At 46.9% G+C, this 20357-nt stretch carries 31 protein-coding genes; 29 read left to right on the top strand and 2 right to left on the bottom strand.

The window, feature by feature from the left end; genetic code table 11:
• Positions 1-31 precede the first annotated feature (31 nt).
• From RS881_RS03310 to RS881_RS03205, 22 genes are all read left to right on the top strand, one after another.
• A complete protein-coding gene (locus RS881_RS03310; protein ID WP_315819781.1) occupies positions 32-466 on the top strand; it encodes a hypothetical protein in 435 nt (144 codons plus the stop codon).
• A gap of 225 nt (positions 467-691) precedes the next feature.
• On the top strand, positions 692-997 hold the full coding sequence (locus RS881_RS03305) for a hypothetical protein (protein ID WP_315819780.1): 306 nt from the start codon (positions 692-694) through the stop codon (positions 995-997).
• Between the two features lie 135 nt (positions 998-1132).
• The gene (locus tag RS881_RS03300) at positions 1133-1996 is read left to right on the top strand and encodes a hypothetical protein (protein WP_315819779.1); all 864 of its coding nucleotides are present in this window, start codon (positions 1133-1135) and stop codon (positions 1994-1996) included.
• A gap of 1 nt (position 1997) precedes the next feature.
• Entirely contained in the window at positions 1998-2615 is a 618-nt protein-coding gene (locus tag RS881_RS03295) for a phosphatase PAP2 family protein (RefSeq protein ID WP_315819778.1), read from the top strand.
• Entirely contained in the window at positions 2564-3520 is a 957-nt protein-coding gene (locus tag RS881_RS03290) for a vanadium-dependent haloperoxidase (protein ID WP_315819777.1), read from the top strand. The genes RS881_RS03295 and RS881_RS03290 overlap by 52 nt, the downstream gene beginning before the upstream one ends.
• A 182-nt stretch (positions 3521-3702) precedes the next feature.
• Positions 3703-4248, top strand: coding sequence for a TonB-dependent receptor plug domain-containing protein (locus RS881_RS03285; protein WP_315819776.1), 546 nt, complete (start codon positions 3703-3705; stop codon positions 4246-4248).
• The gene (locus RS881_RS03280; RefSeq protein WP_315819775.1) at positions 4245-4397 is read left to right on the top strand and encodes a hypothetical protein; all 153 of its coding nucleotides are present in this window, start codon (positions 4245-4247) and stop codon (positions 4395-4397) included. Before RS881_RS03285 ends, RS881_RS03280 begins: the two co-directional genes overlap by 4 nt.
• A gap of 80 nt (positions 4398-4477) precedes the next feature.
• Complete coding sequence (locus RS881_RS03275; protein ID WP_315819774.1) at positions 4478-5797, top strand: TonB-dependent receptor domain-containing protein; 1320 nt, start codon at positions 4478-4480, stop codon at positions 5795-5797.
• 133 nt (positions 5798-5930) lie between these two features.
• Positions 5931-6308, top strand: coding sequence for a hypothetical protein (locus tag RS881_RS03270; RefSeq protein ID WP_315819773.1), 378 nt, complete (start codon positions 5931-5933; stop codon positions 6306-6308).
• The gene (locus RS881_RS03265) at positions 6296-7540 is read left to right on the top strand and encodes a trehalase family glycosidase (RefSeq protein WP_315819772.1); all 1245 of its coding nucleotides are present in this window, start codon (positions 6296-6298) and stop codon (positions 7538-7540) included. The genes RS881_RS03270 and RS881_RS03265 overlap by 13 nt, the downstream gene beginning before the upstream one ends.
• A gap of 76 nt (positions 7541-7616) precedes the next feature.
• Positions 7617-8147: a hypothetical protein gene (locus RS881_RS03260; RefSeq protein WP_315819771.1), complete on the top strand. Its 531-nt coding sequence runs from the start codon at positions 7617-7619 to the stop codon at positions 8145-8147.
• Positions 8148-8305: 158 nt separating this feature from the next.
• A complete protein-coding gene (locus RS881_RS03255) occupies positions 8306-9001 on the top strand; it encodes a penicillin-binding transpeptidase domain-containing protein (protein WP_315819770.1) in 696 nt (231 codons plus the stop codon).
• Positions 9002-9250: 249 nt separating this feature from the next.
• Positions 9251-10177 carry a VWA domain-containing protein gene (locus tag RS881_RS03250; RefSeq protein WP_315825016.1) on the top strand — a complete coding sequence of 309 codons (927 nt, stop codon included), beginning with the start codon at positions 9251-9253 and terminating at the stop codon, positions 10175-10177.
• Positions 10174-10542, top strand: coding sequence for a tetratricopeptide repeat protein (locus tag RS881_RS03245; protein ID WP_315819769.1), 369 nt, complete (start codon positions 10174-10176; stop codon positions 10540-10542). Before RS881_RS03250 ends, RS881_RS03245 begins: the two co-directional genes overlap by 4 nt.
• A gap of 488 nt (positions 10543-11030) precedes the next feature.
• On the top strand, positions 11031-11267 hold the full coding sequence (locus RS881_RS03240; protein ID WP_315819768.1) for a flavodoxin-dependent (E)-4-hydroxy-3-methylbut-2-enyl-diphosphate synthase: 237 nt from the start codon (positions 11031-11033) through the stop codon (positions 11265-11267).
• Between the two features lie 37 nt (positions 11268-11304).
• Positions 11305-11481, top strand: a complete 177-nt coding sequence (locus RS881_RS03235; RefSeq protein WP_315819767.1) for a flavodoxin-dependent (E)-4-hydroxy-3-methylbut-2-enyl-diphosphate synthase — start codon at positions 11305-11307, stop codon at positions 11479-11481.
• A gap of 26 nt (positions 11482-11507) precedes the next feature.
• A complete protein-coding gene (locus RS881_RS03230) occupies positions 11508-12320 on the top strand; it encodes a flavodoxin-dependent (E)-4-hydroxy-3-methylbut-2-enyl-diphosphate synthase (protein WP_315819766.1) in 813 nt (270 codons plus the stop codon).
• Positions 12320-12961 (top strand): flavodoxin-dependent (E)-4-hydroxy-3-methylbut-2-enyl-diphosphate synthase, encoded by a 642-nt coding sequence (locus RS881_RS03225; protein ID WP_315819765.1) that lies wholly within the window; start codon positions 12320-12322, stop codon positions 12959-12961. The genes RS881_RS03230 and RS881_RS03225 overlap by 1 nt, the downstream gene beginning before the upstream one ends.
• Positions 12962-13150: 189 nt before the next feature.
• Entirely contained in the window at positions 13151-13636 is a 486-nt protein-coding gene (locus tag RS881_RS03220) for a helix-turn-helix transcriptional regulator (RefSeq protein ID WP_315819764.1), read from the top strand.
• Positions 13572-14096, top strand: coding sequence for a helix-turn-helix transcriptional regulator (locus RS881_RS03215; RefSeq protein WP_315825015.1), 525 nt, complete (start codon positions 13572-13574; stop codon positions 14094-14096). Before RS881_RS03220 ends, RS881_RS03215 begins: the two co-directional genes overlap by 65 nt.
• Positions 14097-14407: 311 nt before the next feature.
• Positions 14408-14692, top strand: a complete 285-nt coding sequence (locus RS881_RS03210) for a GyrI-like domain-containing protein (protein WP_315819763.1) — start codon at positions 14408-14410, stop codon at positions 14690-14692.
• A gap of 132 nt (positions 14693-14824) precedes the next feature.
• Positions 14825-15202 (top strand): VOC family protein, encoded by a 378-nt coding sequence (locus RS881_RS03205; protein WP_315819762.1) that lies wholly within the window; start codon positions 14825-14827, stop codon positions 15200-15202.
• A gap of 136 nt (positions 15203-15338) precedes the next feature.
• Here the strand turns inward: RS881_RS03205 and galK are convergent, their stop codons facing one another.
• Positions 15339-16229, bottom strand: a complete 891-nt coding sequence (gene galK / locus RS881_RS03200) for a galactokinase (RefSeq protein WP_315819761.1) — start codon at positions 16227-16229, stop codon at positions 15339-15341.
• The gene (locus RS881_RS03195; RefSeq protein WP_315819760.1) at positions 16205-16483 is read right to left on the bottom strand and encodes a galactokinase family protein; all 279 of its coding nucleotides are present in this window, start codon (positions 16481-16483) and stop codon (positions 16205-16207) included. The genes galK and RS881_RS03195 overlap by 25 nt, the downstream gene beginning before the upstream one ends.
• A gap of 41 nt (positions 16484-16524) precedes the next feature.
• On the opposite strand from RS881_RS03195, the gene RS881_RS03190 reads away from it, so the two are divergent.
• The 7 genes from RS881_RS03190 to RS881_RS03160 all read left to right on the top strand — a co-directional run bounded on the left by RS881_RS03190 (position 16525) and on the right by RS881_RS03160 (position 20307).
• Positions 16525-17478, top strand: coding sequence for an aldose 1-epimerase (locus RS881_RS03190; RefSeq protein WP_315819759.1), 954 nt, complete (start codon positions 16525-16527; stop codon positions 17476-17478).
• Positions 17479-17518: 40 nt separating this feature from the next.
• Entirely contained in the window at positions 17519-17980 is a 462-nt protein-coding gene (locus tag RS881_RS03185; RefSeq protein ID WP_315819758.1) for a hypothetical protein, read from the top strand.
• Positions 17919-18122 (top strand): hypothetical protein, encoded by a 204-nt coding sequence (locus RS881_RS03180; RefSeq protein ID WP_315819757.1) that lies wholly within the window; start codon positions 17919-17921, stop codon positions 18120-18122. The genes RS881_RS03185 and RS881_RS03180 overlap by 62 nt, the downstream gene beginning before the upstream one ends.
• 411 nt (positions 18123-18533) lie before the next feature.
• Positions 18534-18989 (top strand): FAD-binding protein, encoded by a 456-nt coding sequence (locus RS881_RS03175; protein ID WP_315819756.1) that lies wholly within the window; start codon positions 18534-18536, stop codon positions 18987-18989.
• Positions 18896-19318 carry an FAD-binding protein gene (locus tag RS881_RS03170; RefSeq protein ID WP_315825014.1) on the top strand — a complete coding sequence of 141 codons (423 nt, stop codon included), beginning with the start codon at positions 18896-18898 and terminating at the stop codon, positions 19316-19318. Before RS881_RS03175 ends, RS881_RS03170 begins: the two co-directional genes overlap by 94 nt.
• A 20-nt stretch (positions 19319-19338) precedes the next feature.
• Positions 19339-20058, top strand: coding sequence for an FAD-binding protein (locus tag RS881_RS03165; protein ID WP_315819755.1), 720 nt, complete (start codon positions 19339-19341; stop codon positions 20056-20058).
• Positions 20059-20073: 15 nt separating this feature from the next.
• On the top strand, positions 20074-20307 hold the full coding sequence (locus RS881_RS03160; protein WP_315819754.1) for an NTP transferase domain-containing protein: 234 nt from the start codon (positions 20074-20076) through the stop codon (positions 20305-20307).
• The last annotated feature ends 50 nt before the right edge of the window (positions 20308-20357 follow it).

The following is a 20357-nucleotide window of genomic DNA, read 5'->3' as shown; positions in this document are numbered from 1 at the left end:
GCCGTTTGCACCAAACCGCATGCTACCAAGGATGCACAAAAAAGGCTGGCAGCTCAATACAACCTATCGTTATTTCAGGTCATTCCGTCATTTTGTTGGACGGGAGGAACAGAAAGAGCGGCTGGAAAAAAATACAGAAGTAATCAACTGGCAGCATAGTCTTGACCTGGCGCTGGTACGTCATTTCAACAACCGTTGGTCACTGGCTATGAACCTGCCTATTTTATCTAATGCCCGCTCATCGTTGTATGAGCATGGAGGCAACAGTGCAAAAAATGCCCGTCATAAAACACATTCTTTTGGCATTGGGGATATCCGGTTCACAGGCTACTATTGGATTCTTGATCCTGCTATTTCTCCCAATGGTAATATACAAATTGGCCTGGGTATCAAACTCCTACGGGAGATTACAAATACCAGGATTTCTTTGTTAAGAATGATACTACAAAAATACTTGGGCCTGTAGATCAGTCCATCCAACTGGGGATGGGGGCACCGGGTTTACTACAGAGATCAACGGGTATTATAATTTCACCAAGCTGATTAGCATCTATGGCAGCTTTTATTATCTCTTCAACCCGAGGGAACAAAATGGAGTATCTACAGGACGGGGAAGCGCGGTAGCGGCTACTGCTATTACTTATGGCAGTAGTGTGATGAGTGTACCCGACCAGTATATGGCCAGGGAGGTGTGAATATTTCGATGCAGCAATTCACCTTTTCTGCTGGTATGCGTATGGAATGTGTGCCTGCAAAAGACCTGATCGGTGGCAGCAGTGGTTTTAGAAGGCCGGGTTATGTGGTCTCTGCAGAACCAGCCGTTTCTTACCAGTTTGGTAAAATGAGCGCCTTTGCTACAGTTCCTATAGCACTTAGACGCGACCGCACGCAAAGTTATGCCGACAAAGAAAGAACAAGGATTACAGGCATCTATGCCCAGGGAGATGCTGCTTTTGCCGATTACTCTATTAATATCGGATGTTCCTTCAGGCTGTAACAACTACAATTTATTACTAACTGCTTAAACCATCGCATGAACTGCCTTAACTACTGTAAACACCTTTTTATTGCGGCAAGCTGCCTCACCCTGGCTTGTGCTTCCGCCATAGGTCAAACGGATATTGATGGAATTATGATGACGAAAAACAATTTCTGCAGTGGCCTCCTTTACAACTATAGTAGCTGGACCAATTACTGGGAGGGAACGCTGAAGCGAGAAAACGAAAACCTGGGACGGGTATCGACGCAAATGATTGGAGTAATGGGCAACTATGGGATTTCAGATAAACTGAATGTACTGTTTAGTTTGCCCTATGTAGCTACCAAAGCATCGGCCGGTACGCTACATGGGCTGGAAGGGGTACAAGACTTAAGCCTATATATAAAATGGATGCCAATAGAAGCGAAGATCGGCAAGGGCGATTTTTCGGCTTATGCTATTGGGGGCTACTCCTTTCCCATGTCAAATTATGCTGCCGATTTCCTACCCTTATCCATTGGCCTGCACAGCAGGAATATCTACCTGCGAGCCATGGCCGATTATCAATTGGGCCGGCTCTTTGTAACCGGTTCCGGCACCTGGGTGCAGCGCAGCAATATCACCATTGACCGTTCGGCCTACTACACTACCGAAATGCACCTTACCAATAAAGTGGATATGCCCGATGCGGCTTCATTTAATGTCAGGGGCGGTTACCGGCATAGGGGCATTATAGCCGAAGCAGTGCTGGACAACTGGACCACCCTGGGAGGATTTGATATTACGCGCAACAATATGCCCTTCCCCAGCAATAAGATGAATGCCACCAGGCTGGGCATAAATTTCAAATGGGAGTTACAAGCCATTAAGGGCCTTTCTCTCATCGGGGGCGGCAATTATACAATTGCCGGCAGGAATATGGGACAAGCCACCAGCGTCAATGGCGGCCTATTCTATGTCCTGAATGTAAAAGGTAAAAAATCATCTTCCCAACCTTCATCTTCCAAAACCAACTGATATGAAAAAGCTATTGTTTTTGCTTACTGCCATAGTAGCCATTGCTGTGGCTATTCCACTCTCCTGTTCCAAGGATGTAAAAGGAAGAACAGATGATTTAGCACCCTTGCAACCAGCTAAAACAGATATTGAAAATGGCGGCACCTGGAAGCCTGTATTGCTCACCGGGCCGGCAGAGTTTGCCGTACCTGCTCCTGCCGCTACCAATACACCAGATTATATTGCACAGATCAATGAGATCAAGACCTGGCAGGCTTCGCTTACCACACAAGAAAAAAGCATAGTAAAATATTGGAGTGCCGGGGCGATACTGCGCTGGAATGAAATATTGCGTGAACTGGTGGCCAAACACAACCTGCCACCCTATCAAAATGCGGATGGCACCTATCCAATTCCCAATGCCAATAATCCATTGGCCTATCCACAATTTCCTTTTTCCAATCCACCCTATGCCGCCCGTGCTTATGCCTATATAAGTGCTGCTCAATATGATGCGCTGGTAGCCGCCTGGCATTATAAAAACTATACAACCGGCCTGCGCCTTATAAAACAGATGCCACCTTGCAAGTGCTGGTGCCTCAAACCGATCTGCCGTCCTATCCTTCAGAAGACGCAGTAGTAGCAGGCGCTGCAGTGGAATTACTGAAGCTATTATTTCCCGGCGACCAGGATCTTATACAGCAAAAAGCTGAAGAGCATAAACGTGCCCGCCTTATAGCTGGCGCCAATGTACGCAGCGATATTGAGGCTGGCGAAGCATTGGGGAAAGCAGTAGCTCAAAAATTTGTTACCCGCGCCCGTGGCGACCGGGCAGGTGCCGCAGTAGGCAACCAGGCGCAATGGACGCAAATGGAAACTGACGCAATAGCCCGGGGCGAAAAACCCTGGTATAGCCTGGAAGTACCCAAGCGCCCTCCTATGTTGCCCATCTTTGGGAAAGTAAAACCCTTTCTGTTCGATTCACTCACCGCTGTGTCACTTTGTCCCGGCCCACCACCGTTAACCGGCAGCGATAAAATGAAACAAGAAACCAATGAGATCTACGACTATGTCAACAACCCTACGCGTGAACGGCTGCGTATCGTTCATTTTTGGGCCGATGGGGTAGGTACTTATACCCCTCCCGGACATTGGGATGCCATTGCCGCCGAAGATTTCATACAAAAGAATTATAGTGAATTACGCTGGGCCCGCAATATGGCCTTGCTGAATATATCACTTATGGATGCGGCCATCGTATGCTGGGATACCAAGTATTTCTATTTCAATCCACGGCCTACACAGCTGGACCCACGGATCAAAACGCTTACGGGTATTCCCAATTTTCCGGCTTATATATCCGGCCACTCTACTTTCAGTGGAGCCGCCGCCGCTATTCTGGCGCATATTGTTCCTGAAAAAGCCACGACTTACAACGATATGGCGGCAGAGGCTTCTTTATCACGTATGTATGGCGGAATCCATTACCGGGCCGATTGTGAAGTGGGCCTCAGGTGGGCAAGAATATTGGAGGATACGCCGTAGAACGCGCCAAAACAGATGGCGCAGGAAATTAATTGATGGGCTCATTCAATTCACCCCTTTATTTTGAAACACATTCATACTTATAGCACCTTAAAGCACCTGCTCCCCTGGCAGGCTGCTTTTATTGCCTTACCCTATCAGCTCAGCAATCACCTACACCTGATACACTGAAAGCAAAAACATTGGATAGCATTACCATCGTTGCCTCCCTGAAGCAGGTAGTAATGCAATCACTGCCTGCTATAAAGGGCACTTATCTTTTTGCAGCAAAGAAATCGGAGGTTGTCAGCCTTATCAAATCCGATGCTAATCTTACCGACAACAATCCCCGGCAGATCTTTGCAAAAGTACCCGGTGTATTTGTCTATGAAAATGATGGCACCGGCAACCAGATCAATATCGCCACGCGGGGCCTCACCGCCCACCGATCCTGGGAAATGAACGTGCGACTCAATGATGTTATGACCAATTCTGATCTCTATGGTTATCCGGCCAGTCATTTTAATGCCTCTACTGAGTCCATTGAACGCATTGAGATCGTACGTGGCAGCGGCGCTCTTCAATATGGGGCGCAGTTTGGCGGCATGGTCAATTATATTACCAGGGAAGCCGATAGTACCAGAAAATTTACATTTGAAACACAAAATGCCACTGGCACTTATGGTCTGTTAAGCACCTACAATGCAATAGGTGGCAAAACAAAAAACTCCAGTATTATGCCTACATGAATTACCGGAAATCCAATGGCTATCGTGAAAACAGCGACTATCATTATTTTGCCACCCATGCCCACCTAAGCTACCAGCTTACCGCTCAATTAAAGCTGCGGGTGGAATACAATTACATGGATTATACCAACCATGTCAATGGGGGCTGATCGATGCCCAGTTCTATGAAAACCCCAGGCAATCAACCCGTAAACGTAATTATTACAGTCCCACCATTCATGTACCATCTGTGCGGCTGGATTACGATATCAATAAAAACACCGCCCTCCATTTTATTAGCTCGGCCATCCTGGGTTCGCGCAACAGTGTACAGTTCATTGCACTTAGTACAGTAAAAGACACCTTCAACACCGCACTCGGTAGTTTTAATCCGCGACAGGTGGATATTGACCAATACCATAGCTATTCCAATGAGCTGCGATTGCGTCATCACTATGCATTATTCTTCCGGCCAGCTACCCTGGTGGCAGGTATCCGCTACATCAACAATGATCTGCACCGGATGCAATTGGGCAAGGGTACCACAGGTGATGATTATGACCTAACACTTACCGATCCGCAATGGGGCCGTGATCTGTACTTTAAGACACAGAATGTCTCACTATTTGCAGAGCAGATGTTGCAATTGTCCTCCAAACTACTGTTTACAGCCGGTATACGCTATAAAAATGGTGAAACCAACATGAATGGCACCATCAAGAATTATACGGCTGGTGAGGTACCACTTAATATCCCGCACCGTTTTGCTTTATTGGGGGCCGGACTGCAATACAACTGGAAGGAAAATATTTCGCTGTTTGCCAATTGGGCACAGGCTTACCGGCCGGTGATCTTTGCTGATATTATTCCTACTACCAACCTCAATAAAATTGATCACAATATCGAGGATGCAGCGGGTAGCAATACCGAACTGGGCATCCGGGGAAAGATCAATAATTACCTGCATTTTGACATGACCTTGTTCAACATGATTTACCGTAACCGTACCGGCAATATCGCCCTGGCGGAAAACAGTCAGACCTATCTCTACAAAACCAATATTGGCAATGCCCTAACCCGGGGAGTTGAACTCTACCTGGAATTTCAGCCCATGCAATGGCTTACAGGTTACCGTTCTCCCTTCCGCCTTTCCCTCTTTACCTCCACCGCTTATATCCATGCACGCTATACCAGCGGGCGAGTGGCTGTGAACGGGAATAATATTGATGTAAAAGGTAACCGGATCGAAACAACCCCTCAATGGATCAGCCGCAATGGCCTGCAGGTAGGTTATAAAGGCCTTTCCTCCACCCTCCAGTACAGCATTACAGGGAAATCTTATGCCGATGCACTGAATACAGTAACACCCAATAGTAGTGGCACCATTGGACTGGTACCGGGTTATCAATTGGTAGACTGGAATTTTACCTGGCGTTTTGCCGGACATTACAATGTAAAACTGGCCCTGAATAACCTGTTCAACAAACAATATTTCACGGAGCGACCGCCCTTTTTCCCCGGCCCCGGAGGATTGTATCCTTCCGATGGCAGGTCGGTGATTTTAGTGTAGGCGCTACGCTTTGACAATTCTTACTTATTTAGTCTATAGTAGTTATAAATGGCACCGCCCCCGTTTCCACGGGGGCGCATTTTTATGTGGGAGATATTATGCTTAATTTAGAAGTATCCAAACCGGTCGGCGTATGAAAAAAACGATACTGTTCATTTCGTTTGTAGGGTATTTATTGTCTGCTGTGGCTCAATTGCCTGCCACACCCGATAAGATCTATGGCGAATTGTTTCACCAGGTGCAGATGAACAAAATATTTCCGGATGGCAAAACCTTTGTAGACTGTATTCCCAAACGCAGTCCCAAAGACATTATGTATGATTATGGATTACGAAAAGGAGCCAACCTAGACCTGAAGAAATTTGTAGAAGAGAACTTTGACCTGCCCCATACACCCCAGCTCAATTATATTACACGCGAGAAAGATGTAGTCATGCACATCAAAACCTATGGGGCGTACTACGCAGGGAACCAGACATTACGCCTGGCGCTCCTCCCATGGGTGGCGTAGCCTACGAAGGCAGTTCTTTATTGCCTTTACCTTATCCTTATATCGTTCCGGGTGGCAGGTTTCGTGAAATCTATTATTGGGATTCATATTTCACCATGTTGGGTTTGAAAGAAAGTGGAGAAACAGGGATGATCGAAAATATGGTGAAGAATTTTGCCTACCTCATCAATACCTACGGGCATATTCCCAATGGCAACAGAACTTATTACCTCAGCCGCTCACAAGCTCCTTTCTTTGCCTTGATGGTGGAGCTGCTGGCTGAAATAAAAGGTGATTCCATTTATTCCACTTACCTGCCCGAACTGGAAAAAGAATACCAATATTGGATGGAAGGGGCTTCCAAACTACAGCCCGGACAATCAGCAAAGCGGGTGGTAAAATTAAAAGATGGTACTGTCATGAACCGGTATTGGGACGACAATGCGGCGCCCCGTCAGGAAAGTTACCGGGAAGATTTGGAAACAGTCGAAAGATCAAAACGCAATAAAGCAGAAATGTACCAGCACCTGCGGGCAGGAGCGGAGAGTGGGATAGATTTTAGCAGCCGATGGTTTGCCGATGAAAAGAAATTAACGACGATTCAAACCACCCATTATATCCCGGTTGACTTGAATGCACTCATCTATAAGCTGGAAATGGTCATTGCCAAAGGTTATATGGTACAACACAAAGACAGTATTGCCATCCGGTTTCGTAAAAGTGCCGATAAGCGTATCCTGGCCATTGACAAATACTGCTGGAGTAAGAAACTCAATTATTATACTGATTACAATTACAAAACAGGTAAACAATCGGCCATTGTATCACCGGCAGGTATGTACCCCTTCTGTTTCTTTACCCGCAAACTGGATTATATGAGCCTGCTGGCCCGCAGAGCAGGAGAAGTGATCAAAGAAAAACTACTGAAAGATGGGGGTATTCAAACCACCGCCAATGCCACAGGCGAACAATGGGATGCCCCTAATGGATGGGCGCCACTGCAATGGATGACCATTTGGGGCCTCGATCGTTGCGGACAGCGTGAATTGGCCCGGGATATTGCCGAGCGGTGGATCAAGCTGAATGTGGATGTATTTAATCGTACCGGTAAACTGATGGAAAAATACAATGTAGCAGATACCAGGCTGGAAGCCGGGGGTGGTGAATATGCGGGGCAGGATGGCTTTGGCTGGACCAATGGGGTATTGCTGAAACTGATCACGAAATACGGCTTGCCCAAAGAAACAAACTAAATAAAGCGCCAGCCGTTCAACCGATTCACCTTGCACCGCTTGCTTTTTAGTATTATGTTGCTCATTAAAGGGCAACATGAAACAAACGGTATGGATCATCAGTCTCCTGCTCACGGGTATACTAACAAAAGCCCAGGATCAAACTTCCTTTCCCGCAGGATTTATTGGTCACTGGTATGGAACCCTCAACTGGTATGCCGATGGCAGTACCAGCGCCAAGCCCGTAAACATGGAATTGCATATCCAACCCTCCAAAGACAGCGCCGGCCAGTATTTCTGGCATATCATTTATGGCAAGGCTACAGAAGATAATCGCCCCTACCTGCTGAAACCAGTAGATACCGCTAAGGGGCACTGGGTGATTGATGAAGTAAATGGGATTGTGTTGGATCAATACTGGAAAGGGGGCAAATTTTCCGGAGCCTTCTCAGTAGGCAATACCACGATTGTAAACAGTTACTGGCTCGAAAACGGGCAGCTTAACCTGGAATTCTTTTCTTATCCCACCAAACCAATAGCCACTACCGGCTATGGTACGGATGATTCGCCCAAAGTAGACAGTTATCAAATCCGTTCCTATCAGAAGGCCGTACTGCACAAGAAATAGGGCAAATTCAAATACCTTCGCACAAATTTTTACCATGAGCCGTTGGATAATCTGCTGCCTCCTGCCAATCGTTTTTCTCCTGTTCGCCCAACAATGTTGAGGTAGACAATGACCTGAAAAAATATTTTGATGAAAACAAAGTAACTGGCACGTTCGGCTTGTTTGACAACGGCCTGGGGCAATTCACGGTATATAACCTGCCCCGGTTTACCGACAGTGCTTACCTGCCCGCATCGACCTTTAAGATCGTAAACTCACTGATCGGTCTGGAAACAGGTGCGGTACTGGATAGCACAACTATTATTGCCTGGGATGGGGGTGATCGTGGTCGCCCGGAATGTAACAAGGACATGAGTATGCGCGATGCCTTCCGCATTTCCTGTGCTCCCTGGTATATGGAAATGGCACGCCGCATCGGCAAACCCGCCATGCAAAAATGGCTGGATACCCTGGGTTATGGCCGCCGCTATGGCAAGTTCACCATTGGCAATAACCTGGATACCTTCTGGCTCGACAATTCGGTCAAAGTAACAGCCGATGAGCAACTGGGTATTGTTAAAAAACTCTACTTTGACCAACTGCCCTTTCAAAAACGTTCACAGCGTATTGTAAGGGATATGATGTTGTGGGAAAAAGATGCCAACTATACCCTTTACTATAAAACAGGCTGGGGTTTTACTGAAAAGAACCATGCCCTTGGCTGGATCGTAGGCTGGATAGAAGAAAATAATCATCCCTACTTCTTTGCTTTGCAACTAGAATCGCCCGACCGCAACTACGATATGAGACCCGCACGCATTAAAATGCTGAAGGATATATTGAACCATTACGGATTTATGGAGGGGAAGAAGTAATTGCTAATTTGAGAATGTGCTAATTGCATTGTCGTTAATTACCTGATAAATAGCTGTTTTACTTTAGTTTATGTGCGAAAACAATGGTATTTTTCTAATCTGGTTTGATTATTGAGTTTAGAAGGCAAACGGGATTTATCCTTTTCTCCATTTTCAAATTAGCTAATTAACAAATTTGGATTATCGTTTTCAACATATCGAATACCTTATTGGACTGGCAGCCATTCCGCTGGTCATTGGCCTGTATTGGTGGGTATTGCATTGGAAAAGAAAACAACCAACAAGATTGGCGATGCCAGGCTGGTACAGCAATTGGTTAGTAACTATTCCCCTAAAAACTTCCTGTTTAAGTTCCTGTTGCTGGCTGTGGGGCTGGCTGCTATCATTACCGGTGCAGCCAACCTGCAAAAGCCTGGGGCGATGGAACAGGTACAACGCAAGGGCGTTGATATTGTTATTGCCATGGATGTAAGTAAAAGCATGCTGGCAGATGATATTAAACCCAACCGGCTGGAGAGGGCCCGCCAAATGGTGTATAAGCTGATGGACCAATTACCCGACGACCGGATAGCATTGGTATTATTCGCCGGCAGGGCCTATATGCAAATGCCCCTGACTACCGATCACAGCGCCGCCCGCATGTTTGTACAGCAAGCTAGTCCCGATGTGGTGCCCGCTCAGGGAACAGTAATTACAGAAGCCCTGCGCATGAGCAATACCGCTTTTAACAGCAAAGAAAGAAAGTATAAATCCATTATACTCATTACCGATGGGGAGGACCATGATCCCGGCGCTGTACCATTGGCACAACAACTGGCCCATGATGGCGTAATGATCAATGCAGTGGGCGTAGGATCACCTGAAGGTTCTCCTATTCTCGACCCAGCGACGAATGATTACAAAAAGGACCAGGCCGGCAATACCGTGATCTCGAAATTGAATGAAACAGAATTACAGCAACTGGCCGCCGCTACCAAGGGAGTATACATCAGACTGGCCGATACACAAGAAGCAGTAAGCGCCATGAAAAAGCAGTTGAGTACCATTGAACAAACTTCGATGGATGATAGCGCCTTCAAAAACTTTAAGAATTATTTCCCCTGGTTCCTGGGAGCAACGCTATTACTATTGGTATTGGAATTCTTTTATCCCGAACGTAAATGGAAAACGGCATGAGGAGGCAATTAGTCATAGCAACCTGTATCGGTGTACTGGCCTTTTCAGCTCAGGCACAAACAGAGAATAAGACCATCCGTGCGGGAAATAAGTATTATAAAGAAGGCAAATATGATAAGGCTGTGCCCGAATATGAAAAGGCCATTGCACAAAATCCCGACAATCCGGTAAGTCATTATAACCTGGGCAATGTTCAGTTCCGCAAGGACGATTTTACAGGCTCTGAGAAGAATTTTGAGGCCGCCGCCACAGTGGCCACCACCAATGAATTAAAACAAAGATCCCTGTACAACAAGGGCGTTTCTTTATCCAAACAAAAGAAGCTGCAGGAAAGTATTGATGTTTATAAAAATCACTACGCTTAAATCCGCAGGATCAGGATACCCGCTTCAACCTGGAAAAAGCCCTGGCCGAACAAAAGAAGCAAAACGAATCGAAGGAGCAGAAACAGCAACAGCAAAAAGACCAAAAGAAACAACAGCAAAAGCAGGAACCTAAGCCTCAGCCCAAGCAAAACCTCGACAAGAAAAAGATAGAGCAATTCCTCAAATCACTGGAACAAAAAGAACAGGAAGTACAGCGTAAAATGCAGCAGAACCGCACCCGCGCCGCCAGCCAGCCAGAAAAGGACTGGTAAGAAGGCCGGCTGCAAGCTTTGAGCCACGAGCTTCGAGCCCTTAAATACAGCCAGGTACTTCAAAAGTCCGTTACGAGCAGATATCTTTCTGCAGGACGCCTCAATATTGAGGCAAGTCGTTGTTAATCACCCCCTATCATTAATTTGTATTGCTAGCAGCTCAAAGCTAGCAGCTCGAAGCTTATTCCTACCTTTGCAACTCAATTACACATTAACATGCAGCTTTACTGCGAATCACTGACCAATTATAAGCGCCTCCCCACCCGTGAAGTAAAGATCGGCCATTTGCTCTTAGGCAATTTCCATCCCATTCGTGTGCAAACCATGACCACCACGGATACCATGAATACCCTTGCCACGGTAGAACAATCCATCCGTTGTATAGAGGCGGGGGCGGAACTGGTGCGTATTACCGCCCCCAGTAAAAAGAAGCAGAGAACCTCCTCGTCATAAAAATGAACTCCATAAAAGGGGGTATCATACGCCCCTGGTGGCCGACATCCACTTTACCCCCAATGCAGCAGAAATTGCCGCCCGCATTGTGGAAAAAGTGCGCGTCAATCCAGGCAACTATGTAGACAAGAAAAGATTTGAGCAGATCGATTATACAGATGCCGAATATGCCGAAGAAATTGACCGTATACGGGAAAGATTTACCCCCTGGTAAAGATCTGTAAAGAATATGGAACAGCCATGCGCATTGGCACCAATCACGGCTCACTGAGCGATCGCATCATGAGCCGTTATGGCGATACCGCCATCGGTATGGTAGAAAGCGCCATGGAGTTTTTGCGCATCGCCCGGGATGAACAATACCACCAGGTAATTTTGAGCATGAAATCCAGCAACCCCCAGGTAATGGTACAGGCCTACCGCCTGCTGGTGCAAAACATGACCACCGAATTCAATGAATGCTACCCCCTGCACCTGGGTGTTACAGAAGCTGGAGACGGAGAAGATGGACGCATCAAATCGGCCATCGGTATTGGCACCCTGCTGGAAGATGGCATTGGCGACACCATCCGCGTATCACTTACCGAAGATCCTGAATTTGAAATACCAGTATGTAAAGACCTGGTGAAGCGATATAGCAGTGATCCACAGGCTGCGAGCCACGAGCCACGAGTGCCCCCGATAGAGAAGATCACCTATAGTCCTTTCGAGTACCAGCGAAGAGAAACTTTCACCGTAGACAATATCGGCGGTAAACAAGTGCCAGTAGTCATTGCCGACCTGAGCAAGGTGGAAACCATCATACCCGAAACCCTGCAGAGCACAGGCTATACCTATGATGAGGCTACCGACAAATGGAATATCAGCGATGCAGCTGCAGATTATATTTTTACCGGCAATAAGCTCATTGATTTTGCCTTACCAGGTACATTGAAAGTCATTAGCTATCCGCTACCTGGCTGCAGGCAGCCGATAAAACCAAACACTTCCCCATCTTTGGCGATAGTGGCTATGCCGCGGCGCCCGCTAAAAGCGATCACCTCAACTTTGTAATGGTAGATTGCTTCAGCGATGAAACACCCATCAATAATTACACTTTCCTCGATGCCCTGGCCAACGATCCTACCGTAGTCATTTGCCTTAGCAGCACCAACCAGAATGCGATGCAGTCCGTTCGCCGCATGATGGTGGAATTGCAAAGCCGGAAGATCAAAAACCCGGTTATACTGATCACCGATAGCCATTGGCAAACACCCGATGAACACCTCATCCACTTTGCTACAGAAACAGGCGCTTTATTGCTAGAAGGATTTGGCGATGGTATTTGCCTCGGCTATAGCAGCAAGGCGCAAATGGAGAACATACAGGTTACCGGCCGTACCTACCTTGCCATCAAAGACATTTACCAGTTTACCAATAACACCGCCTTTTCTATATTGCAGGCCACCCGTACCAGGATATCTAAAACAGAATATATTTCCTGCCCATCCTGCGGCCGCACTTTATTCGACCTGCAGGAAACAACCGCAAAGATCCGGTCGGTCACCAATCACCTCAAGGGTGTAAAGATTGCCATCATGGGTTGCATTGTAAATGGCCCCGGTGAAATGGCAGATGCCGACTTTGGTTATGTAGGCAGCGGTCCCGGTAAAATAACACTCTATAAAGGGAAAGAAGTAGTAAAAGGAATGTAGACAGCCTTATAGCTGTAGAAGAACTGGTGAACCTGTTGAAAGAAAATGAGGCTTGGATAGAACCGTCCCAGATAGATATTAACGGTTAGTTTTTAGGTATTAGCAAGGCAAAAGCGCTAACCGCCAGATTCTAGCAGCTCACAGCTTTAAACTGTAGCCAACGATAAACAATAACTATAAACTTCTGCATTGAATCGGATAGACCGGCTGCATGCCATCCTTACACACCTGCAAAGCAAGAAACGCGTTACGGCCCAGGAAATTGCCGACCGCTTCAACATGAGCTTGCGTACCGTATACCGGGATATCAAAGCATTGGATGAAAGCGGTGTGCCCGTAATTGGCGAAGCGGGCAGTGGTTATACCATTATGGAAGGCTACCGCCTACCGCCTGTTATGTTTACACGGGAAGAAGCAGCGGCACTTTTATTGGGAGGTAAACTGGCAGCCCACATGACAGACGCCTCCGTGAAAAACACTTTGAGACCGCCCTTTTCAAGATCAAAGCAGTTTTACGCACCACCGATAAAGAGCAGATGGATATCCTGGCCGATTCAATTGAGATCCTTCGCTCCAGGGTACCCGATGAGGAGGCCCCAGTCAACACCTCATCGCACTCCAAAAAGCCATCGCCGACAAACGCTCCATCTTTATCTTATACCACTCCAATTATAGCGAAGAGGTAAGTGAACGGGTAATTGAGCCCATAGGTTTGTGCCATTACAGCGCCAACTGGCACCTGATTGGCTGGTGCCGTTTGCGAAACGGTTACCGCGATTTCAGGGTTAGCCGCATTAAAAGACTCCAACTAAAAGACGAGCAATTTGACCTATCAGTCCATCCTTCCTTACAAGAGTACATCAAATCGATGACCCACAGTCACGATCTGCATGAAGTGGTATTGCGCTTCGACAAAGACGTGGTGAAATACCTTCATAACCAGAAATACTGGCACGGATTTGTACGGGAGGAAGTAGAGCAGGACTTTGTGCGCATGTATTTTGTAACCTCCTCCCTTCAGGGCCTTGGCCGCTGGCTCCTCATGTTTACCAATAGTGTACGCGTAGAATCACCCGACTCTCTCCAAACCATGATGCAGGGTTTTTGGGCCGAAATGAAGGACCATTACCAATAATTATCCCTCCAATAGCATTACCTGACGGTTTCGACTGAAACCGCCTGCTGCCCCCTTTGCGGCTTTATTCTATTAAAAATTATACCCCTACTGACATAGGGTTGTCACTACCCCGTGGTTGCTTTGTAACAAATAAACCTACAGCGATATGCATGTTAAAACACATCCCCGGTAACGGTGCTCTACAGCAGCTATCAGACAACCATTCCCCAACTCAACCAGTACATTGGTGCGGTGGTCAAAGACCTTTGCGCCGAAGCCGTACAAAACAATGCCCTGATCAGTGGCGCCCCCTTTGGATATACCACGGTATGGATGGAAAGCCCGATAATGTTTTCACCCTTACCATTGCCATCCCAATACAGGGAGAATTTAAACCTTCCCGCTTCTCTATCAAGCAGTTACCAGCTTTCAAGGCCGTAACCCACATGCATGAAGGAGCCTGGACCGGCATGACCCAAACCTATGGCGACATCCTGCAACATATTGACGCCAATAAGATACCGATGACGGAAGAATGCCGGGAAATTTACCTCAACATCGATTTTCAACAGGAAGAAAACAATGTAGTCCAGGTACAAATGGGCGTAATCTAAAACAACCTATATGAAAAGGCGTTTCTCCACCTGGGTTGCCCTGGCACTGGTATTTGCACTGGCAGGCACCCATTGTACGCAAAGTAATCAGCCCCCAACAACTCAATCTTCTAGCAATATAAAAAAGCAAGTATGAAACTGAATGCAGGCGTTATCACCGCCAAACTAGCCGAAAGCAAGGACTTTTATCAGCGGGTGCTAAACTTTGGCGTCAACTTTGAAAATGATTTCTATGTGTTGATGCATACGCCCGATCAACAAGCTCAATTTGCCCTCCTGTTGCCCAACCATCCCTCCCAACAGCCCATCTTCCAACCTGCCTTTGACGGGAAAGGCATGTTCCTAACAATTGAAGTTGATGATGTAGACAGTGAATACAAACGCATTAAAGACCTGGGGGTAAACATTACAGTACCCATCCGGGATGAACCCTGGGGCGATCGTCATTTCGCCGTTTATGATCCTAACGGGGTAGGTATTGATATCGTAAAATACGCTGCTCCACAATAAGCAAGTAAATAGCCACGAAAAACAAAAAGGTTATCATTATACCAGTGGTAACAAAGAAAAGGGGACCGTTTCCGCTCCCCTTTTCTTATATCTTTCTTCAGGCTTCTGTATTTAATATTCTGTCTCCTGTATTCCTCTATATCGCTTTGGCTCCGTCCTCAATCTGTGTTACATACACATGCGGCACTACTTTGAACAACTGGTTAAATGACTGCTGGATCTTATTAGTGAAATTTTCTACGGCTTCTTTCTTCACAATATTGATGGTACAGCCGCCAAAGCCGCCACCCATCATACGTGATCCGGCAACCCCTTCAATAAAACCCGCCCGCTCGGCCAGAAAATCAAGCTCGGTACAACTTACGCTGTATTGCTTGCTCAATCCCTGGTGCGTAGCATTCATCATATGACCAAAAGTGATCAGATCGCCTTTTTGCAAAGCCGCACAACCCTTTGTAAGCCGCACTTCTTCGCTCACCACATACCAGCAACGGTCATAAACAATGGCCGGCAACTCATGCTGGTGCAAACCCAATACTTCCAGGCTTACGTCGCGCAGGGAGTTAATAGCCGGGTAATGTTTTTTAAGAATAGCTACCCCTTCCTCACATTGCTGCCTGCGCACATTGTATTCAGAACCTGCCAGGGAATGGCTTACCATACTATTGACAAGTACAATATTGTAATCGGTAAAATCAAAAGGAATATACTCATACTCCAGGCTACGACAATCCAGCTTCATCACATGCCCCTTCTTGCCATGCAGGCTGGCAAATTGGTCCATAATACCGCACATTACTCCCACAAATGTGTGTTCTGTTTTCTGGCCAATAAAGGCCAGGTCCATGCGGCTAAAGCCCAGGTCAAATATTTCATTTAAAGCAAATCCGTAGGCAGAAGTTAATGCGGCCGAAGAACTCATACCCGCCCCTACCGGCACATCGCCATCAATAATCACATCCACACCACGCAGGGTTTTACCACGATCCTGGATATGAAACGTTACCCCAGCAGGTAATTCATCCAACCATCCACTGGCTGTATGCCCTGCAATTGAAAAGAGTAGGTTTCATTAAACTGGTTGGCATATACATTGACCGTATCGGAGTTGTTTTCGGCCATGGCCACATACATCTTTTTGTCTACTGCCCCGGGTAATACAAAACCTTCATTATAATCGGTATGCTCTCCTATCAGGTTCACTCGTCCGGGTGCGGCAATGATCAACGGATTATTATTGTACTTTTCCTGGAATTGCTGGCGTAATTGGTCTGCAATCATAACTACAAAAAAATTAATTTTAATCCCCTATTAACTGATGTATGCGTTTTACTATTGACAGGTACAAGACTAACGACTTATCGTTATTGCGGCTGCAAGATAATGCAACGGGAGCAATGGTAGCTATTTTACCTGCCTATGGCGCCCTATTGCATGCCTTTGAAATTCCCCTGGCCGGAAAAAGTTTCAATGTCATTGACAATTATTCCAGCAAGGAGGAGGCAGACCAAGGGATCACCACCTCCTACAAGAGTGCCCGGCTTTCACCTTTTGTATGCCGTATTGCCGGCGGAAAATACCAGTTTGAGGAACAGGAGTTTGAGTTCAGCCGCAAATTCATGGATGGTACCGCTATCCATGGCTTACTGGCCAATAAACCATTCAACCTGCTGAACCAATTTACCGATGACCAATCGGCCTCAGCCTCCTTCCGTTATCATTATAAACGCGAAGACCCCGGCTATCCTTTTGATTATATGTGCGAGGTGCGCTATACCCTACATCCCAACAGGGTATTACAGGTGCAAACCACCCTGCAGAACCTCGACGATTATACCATTCCCCTGGCCGATGGCTGGCATCCCTATTTTACCCTCGGCAGCACCATTAATGATTATGAGCTCCAATTCAGTTCTCATACCATGTTGGAGTTCAATGAGCAACTCATTCCTACCGGGCAGCCCCTGTATGATGCTACTTTCCTGGAACCCACTTTACTGCATGACCGGCAGCTCGACAATTGCTTTTTGCTCGAAGTACAGGAAGGCAGCCCCTGCTGCGTATTGCGCAATCCGCAAAATGGGCTTACCCTCTCCTTCTATACCAATGCCTATTATCCCTATCTCCAGGTCTATACACCGGATCATCGCACCAGCATTGCTATTGAGAACCTGAGCGGTGCGCCCAATTGCTTTAATAATGGTATGGGACTCATTTTATTAGCGTCCCGGCACACGGCTACTTTTAACGTATGGTACCAATTGAGTGTGGAATAAAACGCCTATTTTGTCCCCAAATACAGTGTGTATGAAGCTCATGAGATATGTCCTTGTCCTGGTTTTCCTTGGTTTCCTGGCCAGCTGCTATGAAGTGAATGAAGAGATCGTGATCAATGAAGATGGCAGCGGCACCTATGTTACTAAAATGGACATGAGCCAGCTGATTGAAATGATGCAATCGTTTGCGGGGGAAGAAGAGCTTTCCAAAGAAGGTTTGGACAGACCCATAGATACCACCATCCGCATGAAAGACATGCTGGATTCCGCCAAAGATGTTACCCCCGAACAAAAAGCATTGATGGCCGGCGGTATCATGAAAATGCAAATGAACATCAAGGAAAAACTGTTCAAGATGGACCTGAACTTCCCTTATTCGGGTTACGACAACCTCCAAAAGCTCATGGCAGGTCAAGGCAATAGCGGGGCCGGATTATCAGATGTATTCAAAGGATTTTTGGCGGCGGAAAAAAGCCAATGCCGATACCACCCTGATCATTGATGAAGCCAAAGAACCCGATATGCAGGACCTGGCCAGTATTTTCGATGTAGTCGTAAAGAATGGCTTCATCAGTAAAAAGACCAATTCATTAAAATACAAGGCCCTCCTGTCCCGCCCGGAAATGGAACAGGCTAAAAGATGAGCAGCAGTGGCATGGAGATCCTCTACACTACTACCATTAAATTGCCCAGGCCGGTAAAGAAATCCGACAATTCCTGCTCAAATTATCAGATGACAAGAAAACAGTTACCCTGCGGTACAACCTCCTGGATCTGTTGGAAACCCCTGATAAATTTGCTTATACATTAGAATATTAAAATCCGGGGTCTGAGATCTGATGCCCGCCATCGAGCCTTAGATCTCCGACCTCATACTTTCCTCCCGATAGCTATCGGGACGATCTTTCGGACTTCCCGACTTCAGTTTTTCCATAATTTTGGCGATTCTAACCGCACGATATGCAAACAGACTTTTTAGTTATAGGCTCCGGTATTGCAGGCCTCACTTTTGCCCTGAAGGCAGCCCAGCAATTCCCCGATAAAAAGTATTGGTAGTGACCAAAACCCAGGCCGATGAAACCAATACCAAATATGCCCAGGGAGGTATTGCCGGGGTAACAGATTTTGAGAAAGACAGTTTCGATAAACATATTGAAGATACCCTCATTGCAGGCGATGGCCTTTGCAATAAAGCCGTAGTAGAAATTGTGGTGAAAGAAGGCGTCGACCGCATCCGCGAGATCATCGACTGGGGCGCCCGTTTTGATAAAGAAGCCGATGGCGATTATAAACTGGGCAGGGAAGGCGGCCACAGCGAATTCCGCATCCTGCACCACAAAGACGTAACCGGCCGTGAAATGGAAAGGGCCTTACTCGATGCCCTGGCTACCTACAAAAACATAGAGGTCATCAAACACTGCTTTGTGGTAGACCTCATTACCCAGCACCATTTGGGCTACCTGGTTACCAAATCAACCCCGATATTGAGTGTTACGGTGTATATGTACTGAACCGAGAAACCAATAAGATTGAAAAGATACTGGCCAATATTACTTTATTGGCTACAGGTGGCAATGGCCAGGTATATCGCTCTACCACCAATCCTTACATTGCTACGGGCGATGGCGTGGCCATGGTTTACCGCGCCAAAGGCCGCATTGAGAACATGGAATTCATCCAGTTCCATCCCACCGCCTTGTATGAACCCGGTGTACGTGGTCAGTCATTCCTCATTACCGAAGCCGTACGCGGCGATGGCGGTATCCTGCGCAATAAGCATGGTGAAGCCTTTATGGAAAGATATGATGAGCGCAAAGACCTGGCGCCCGTGATATTGTAGCCCGCGCCATCGATAGTGAAATGAAGATCACCGGTACCGAACATGTTTTCCTGGATGTACGGCACATGCCCCTGGATAAGTTCATAGAGCATTTTCCCAATATCTATGAGAAATGTAAATCCATCGGTGTTGATATTTCCAAGCATTTAATACCCGTGGCTCCCGCTGCCCACTATAGCTGTGGTGGCATCAAAACCGATGAATGGGGCCGCACTTCCATCATCAATTTGTATGCTGCAGGCGAATGCGCCAGTACCGGCCTGCATGGTGCCAATCGCCTTGCCAGCAATTCCTTACTGGAGGCCATGGTATTTTCCCATCGCTGCTTCATGGATGCCACCCAAAAGATACAAACCAAAACACTTTCCACACTCTCCGATGGCGTGCGGGAAGGCGCCATACCCGACTGGAATGCTACCGGCACCACCGATCCCAAAGAAATGATCCTTATTACCCAAAGCCTCAAAGAGGTACAGCAGATCATGAGCGATTATGTAGGGATCGTACGGACCAATACACGTTTGGAACGGGCTATGAAAAGGCTGGACCTGCTGTGGACAGAAACGGAATCGCTGTACCAAGCCACTACCTTATCACCTCAGCTTTGCGAATTGCGCAACATGATCACCGTGAGCTACCTGATCGTTAAATGCGCCAACTTCCGCAAAGAAAGCCGCGGCCTTCATTTCAACACTGATTATCCTTACAAACAATCACTGGTACAAAATATTGTGCTGTAAATACGTTATACAGGTATGAGCACTATCAAACAGGCTATGATCTTCGCCGCAGGGCTGGGCACCAGGTTCAAACCATGGACCGACCAACATCCCAAGGCCCTCGCCCTGATCAATGGCAAAACCCTTTTACAAAGGAATATTGAGTATTTACAGCAATATGGCATTGAACAGGTAGTGGTCAATGTGCATCATTTTGCCGATCAGATCATCCAGGCCATTGAGCAAAACAAAGGCTGGGAAGCCAGGTAACCATCAGCGATGAAACAGCCGCTGTACTGGAAACTGGTGGAGGTCTTAAA

The organism is Paraflavitalea speifideaquila (genome assembly GCF_032395985.1).
Taxonomy (GTDB): Bacteria; Bacteroidota; Bacteroidia; order Chitinophagales; family Chitinophagaceae; genus Paraflavitalea; species Paraflavitalea speifideaquila.
This window is presented reverse-complemented; position numbering and strand designations above follow the sequence as displayed.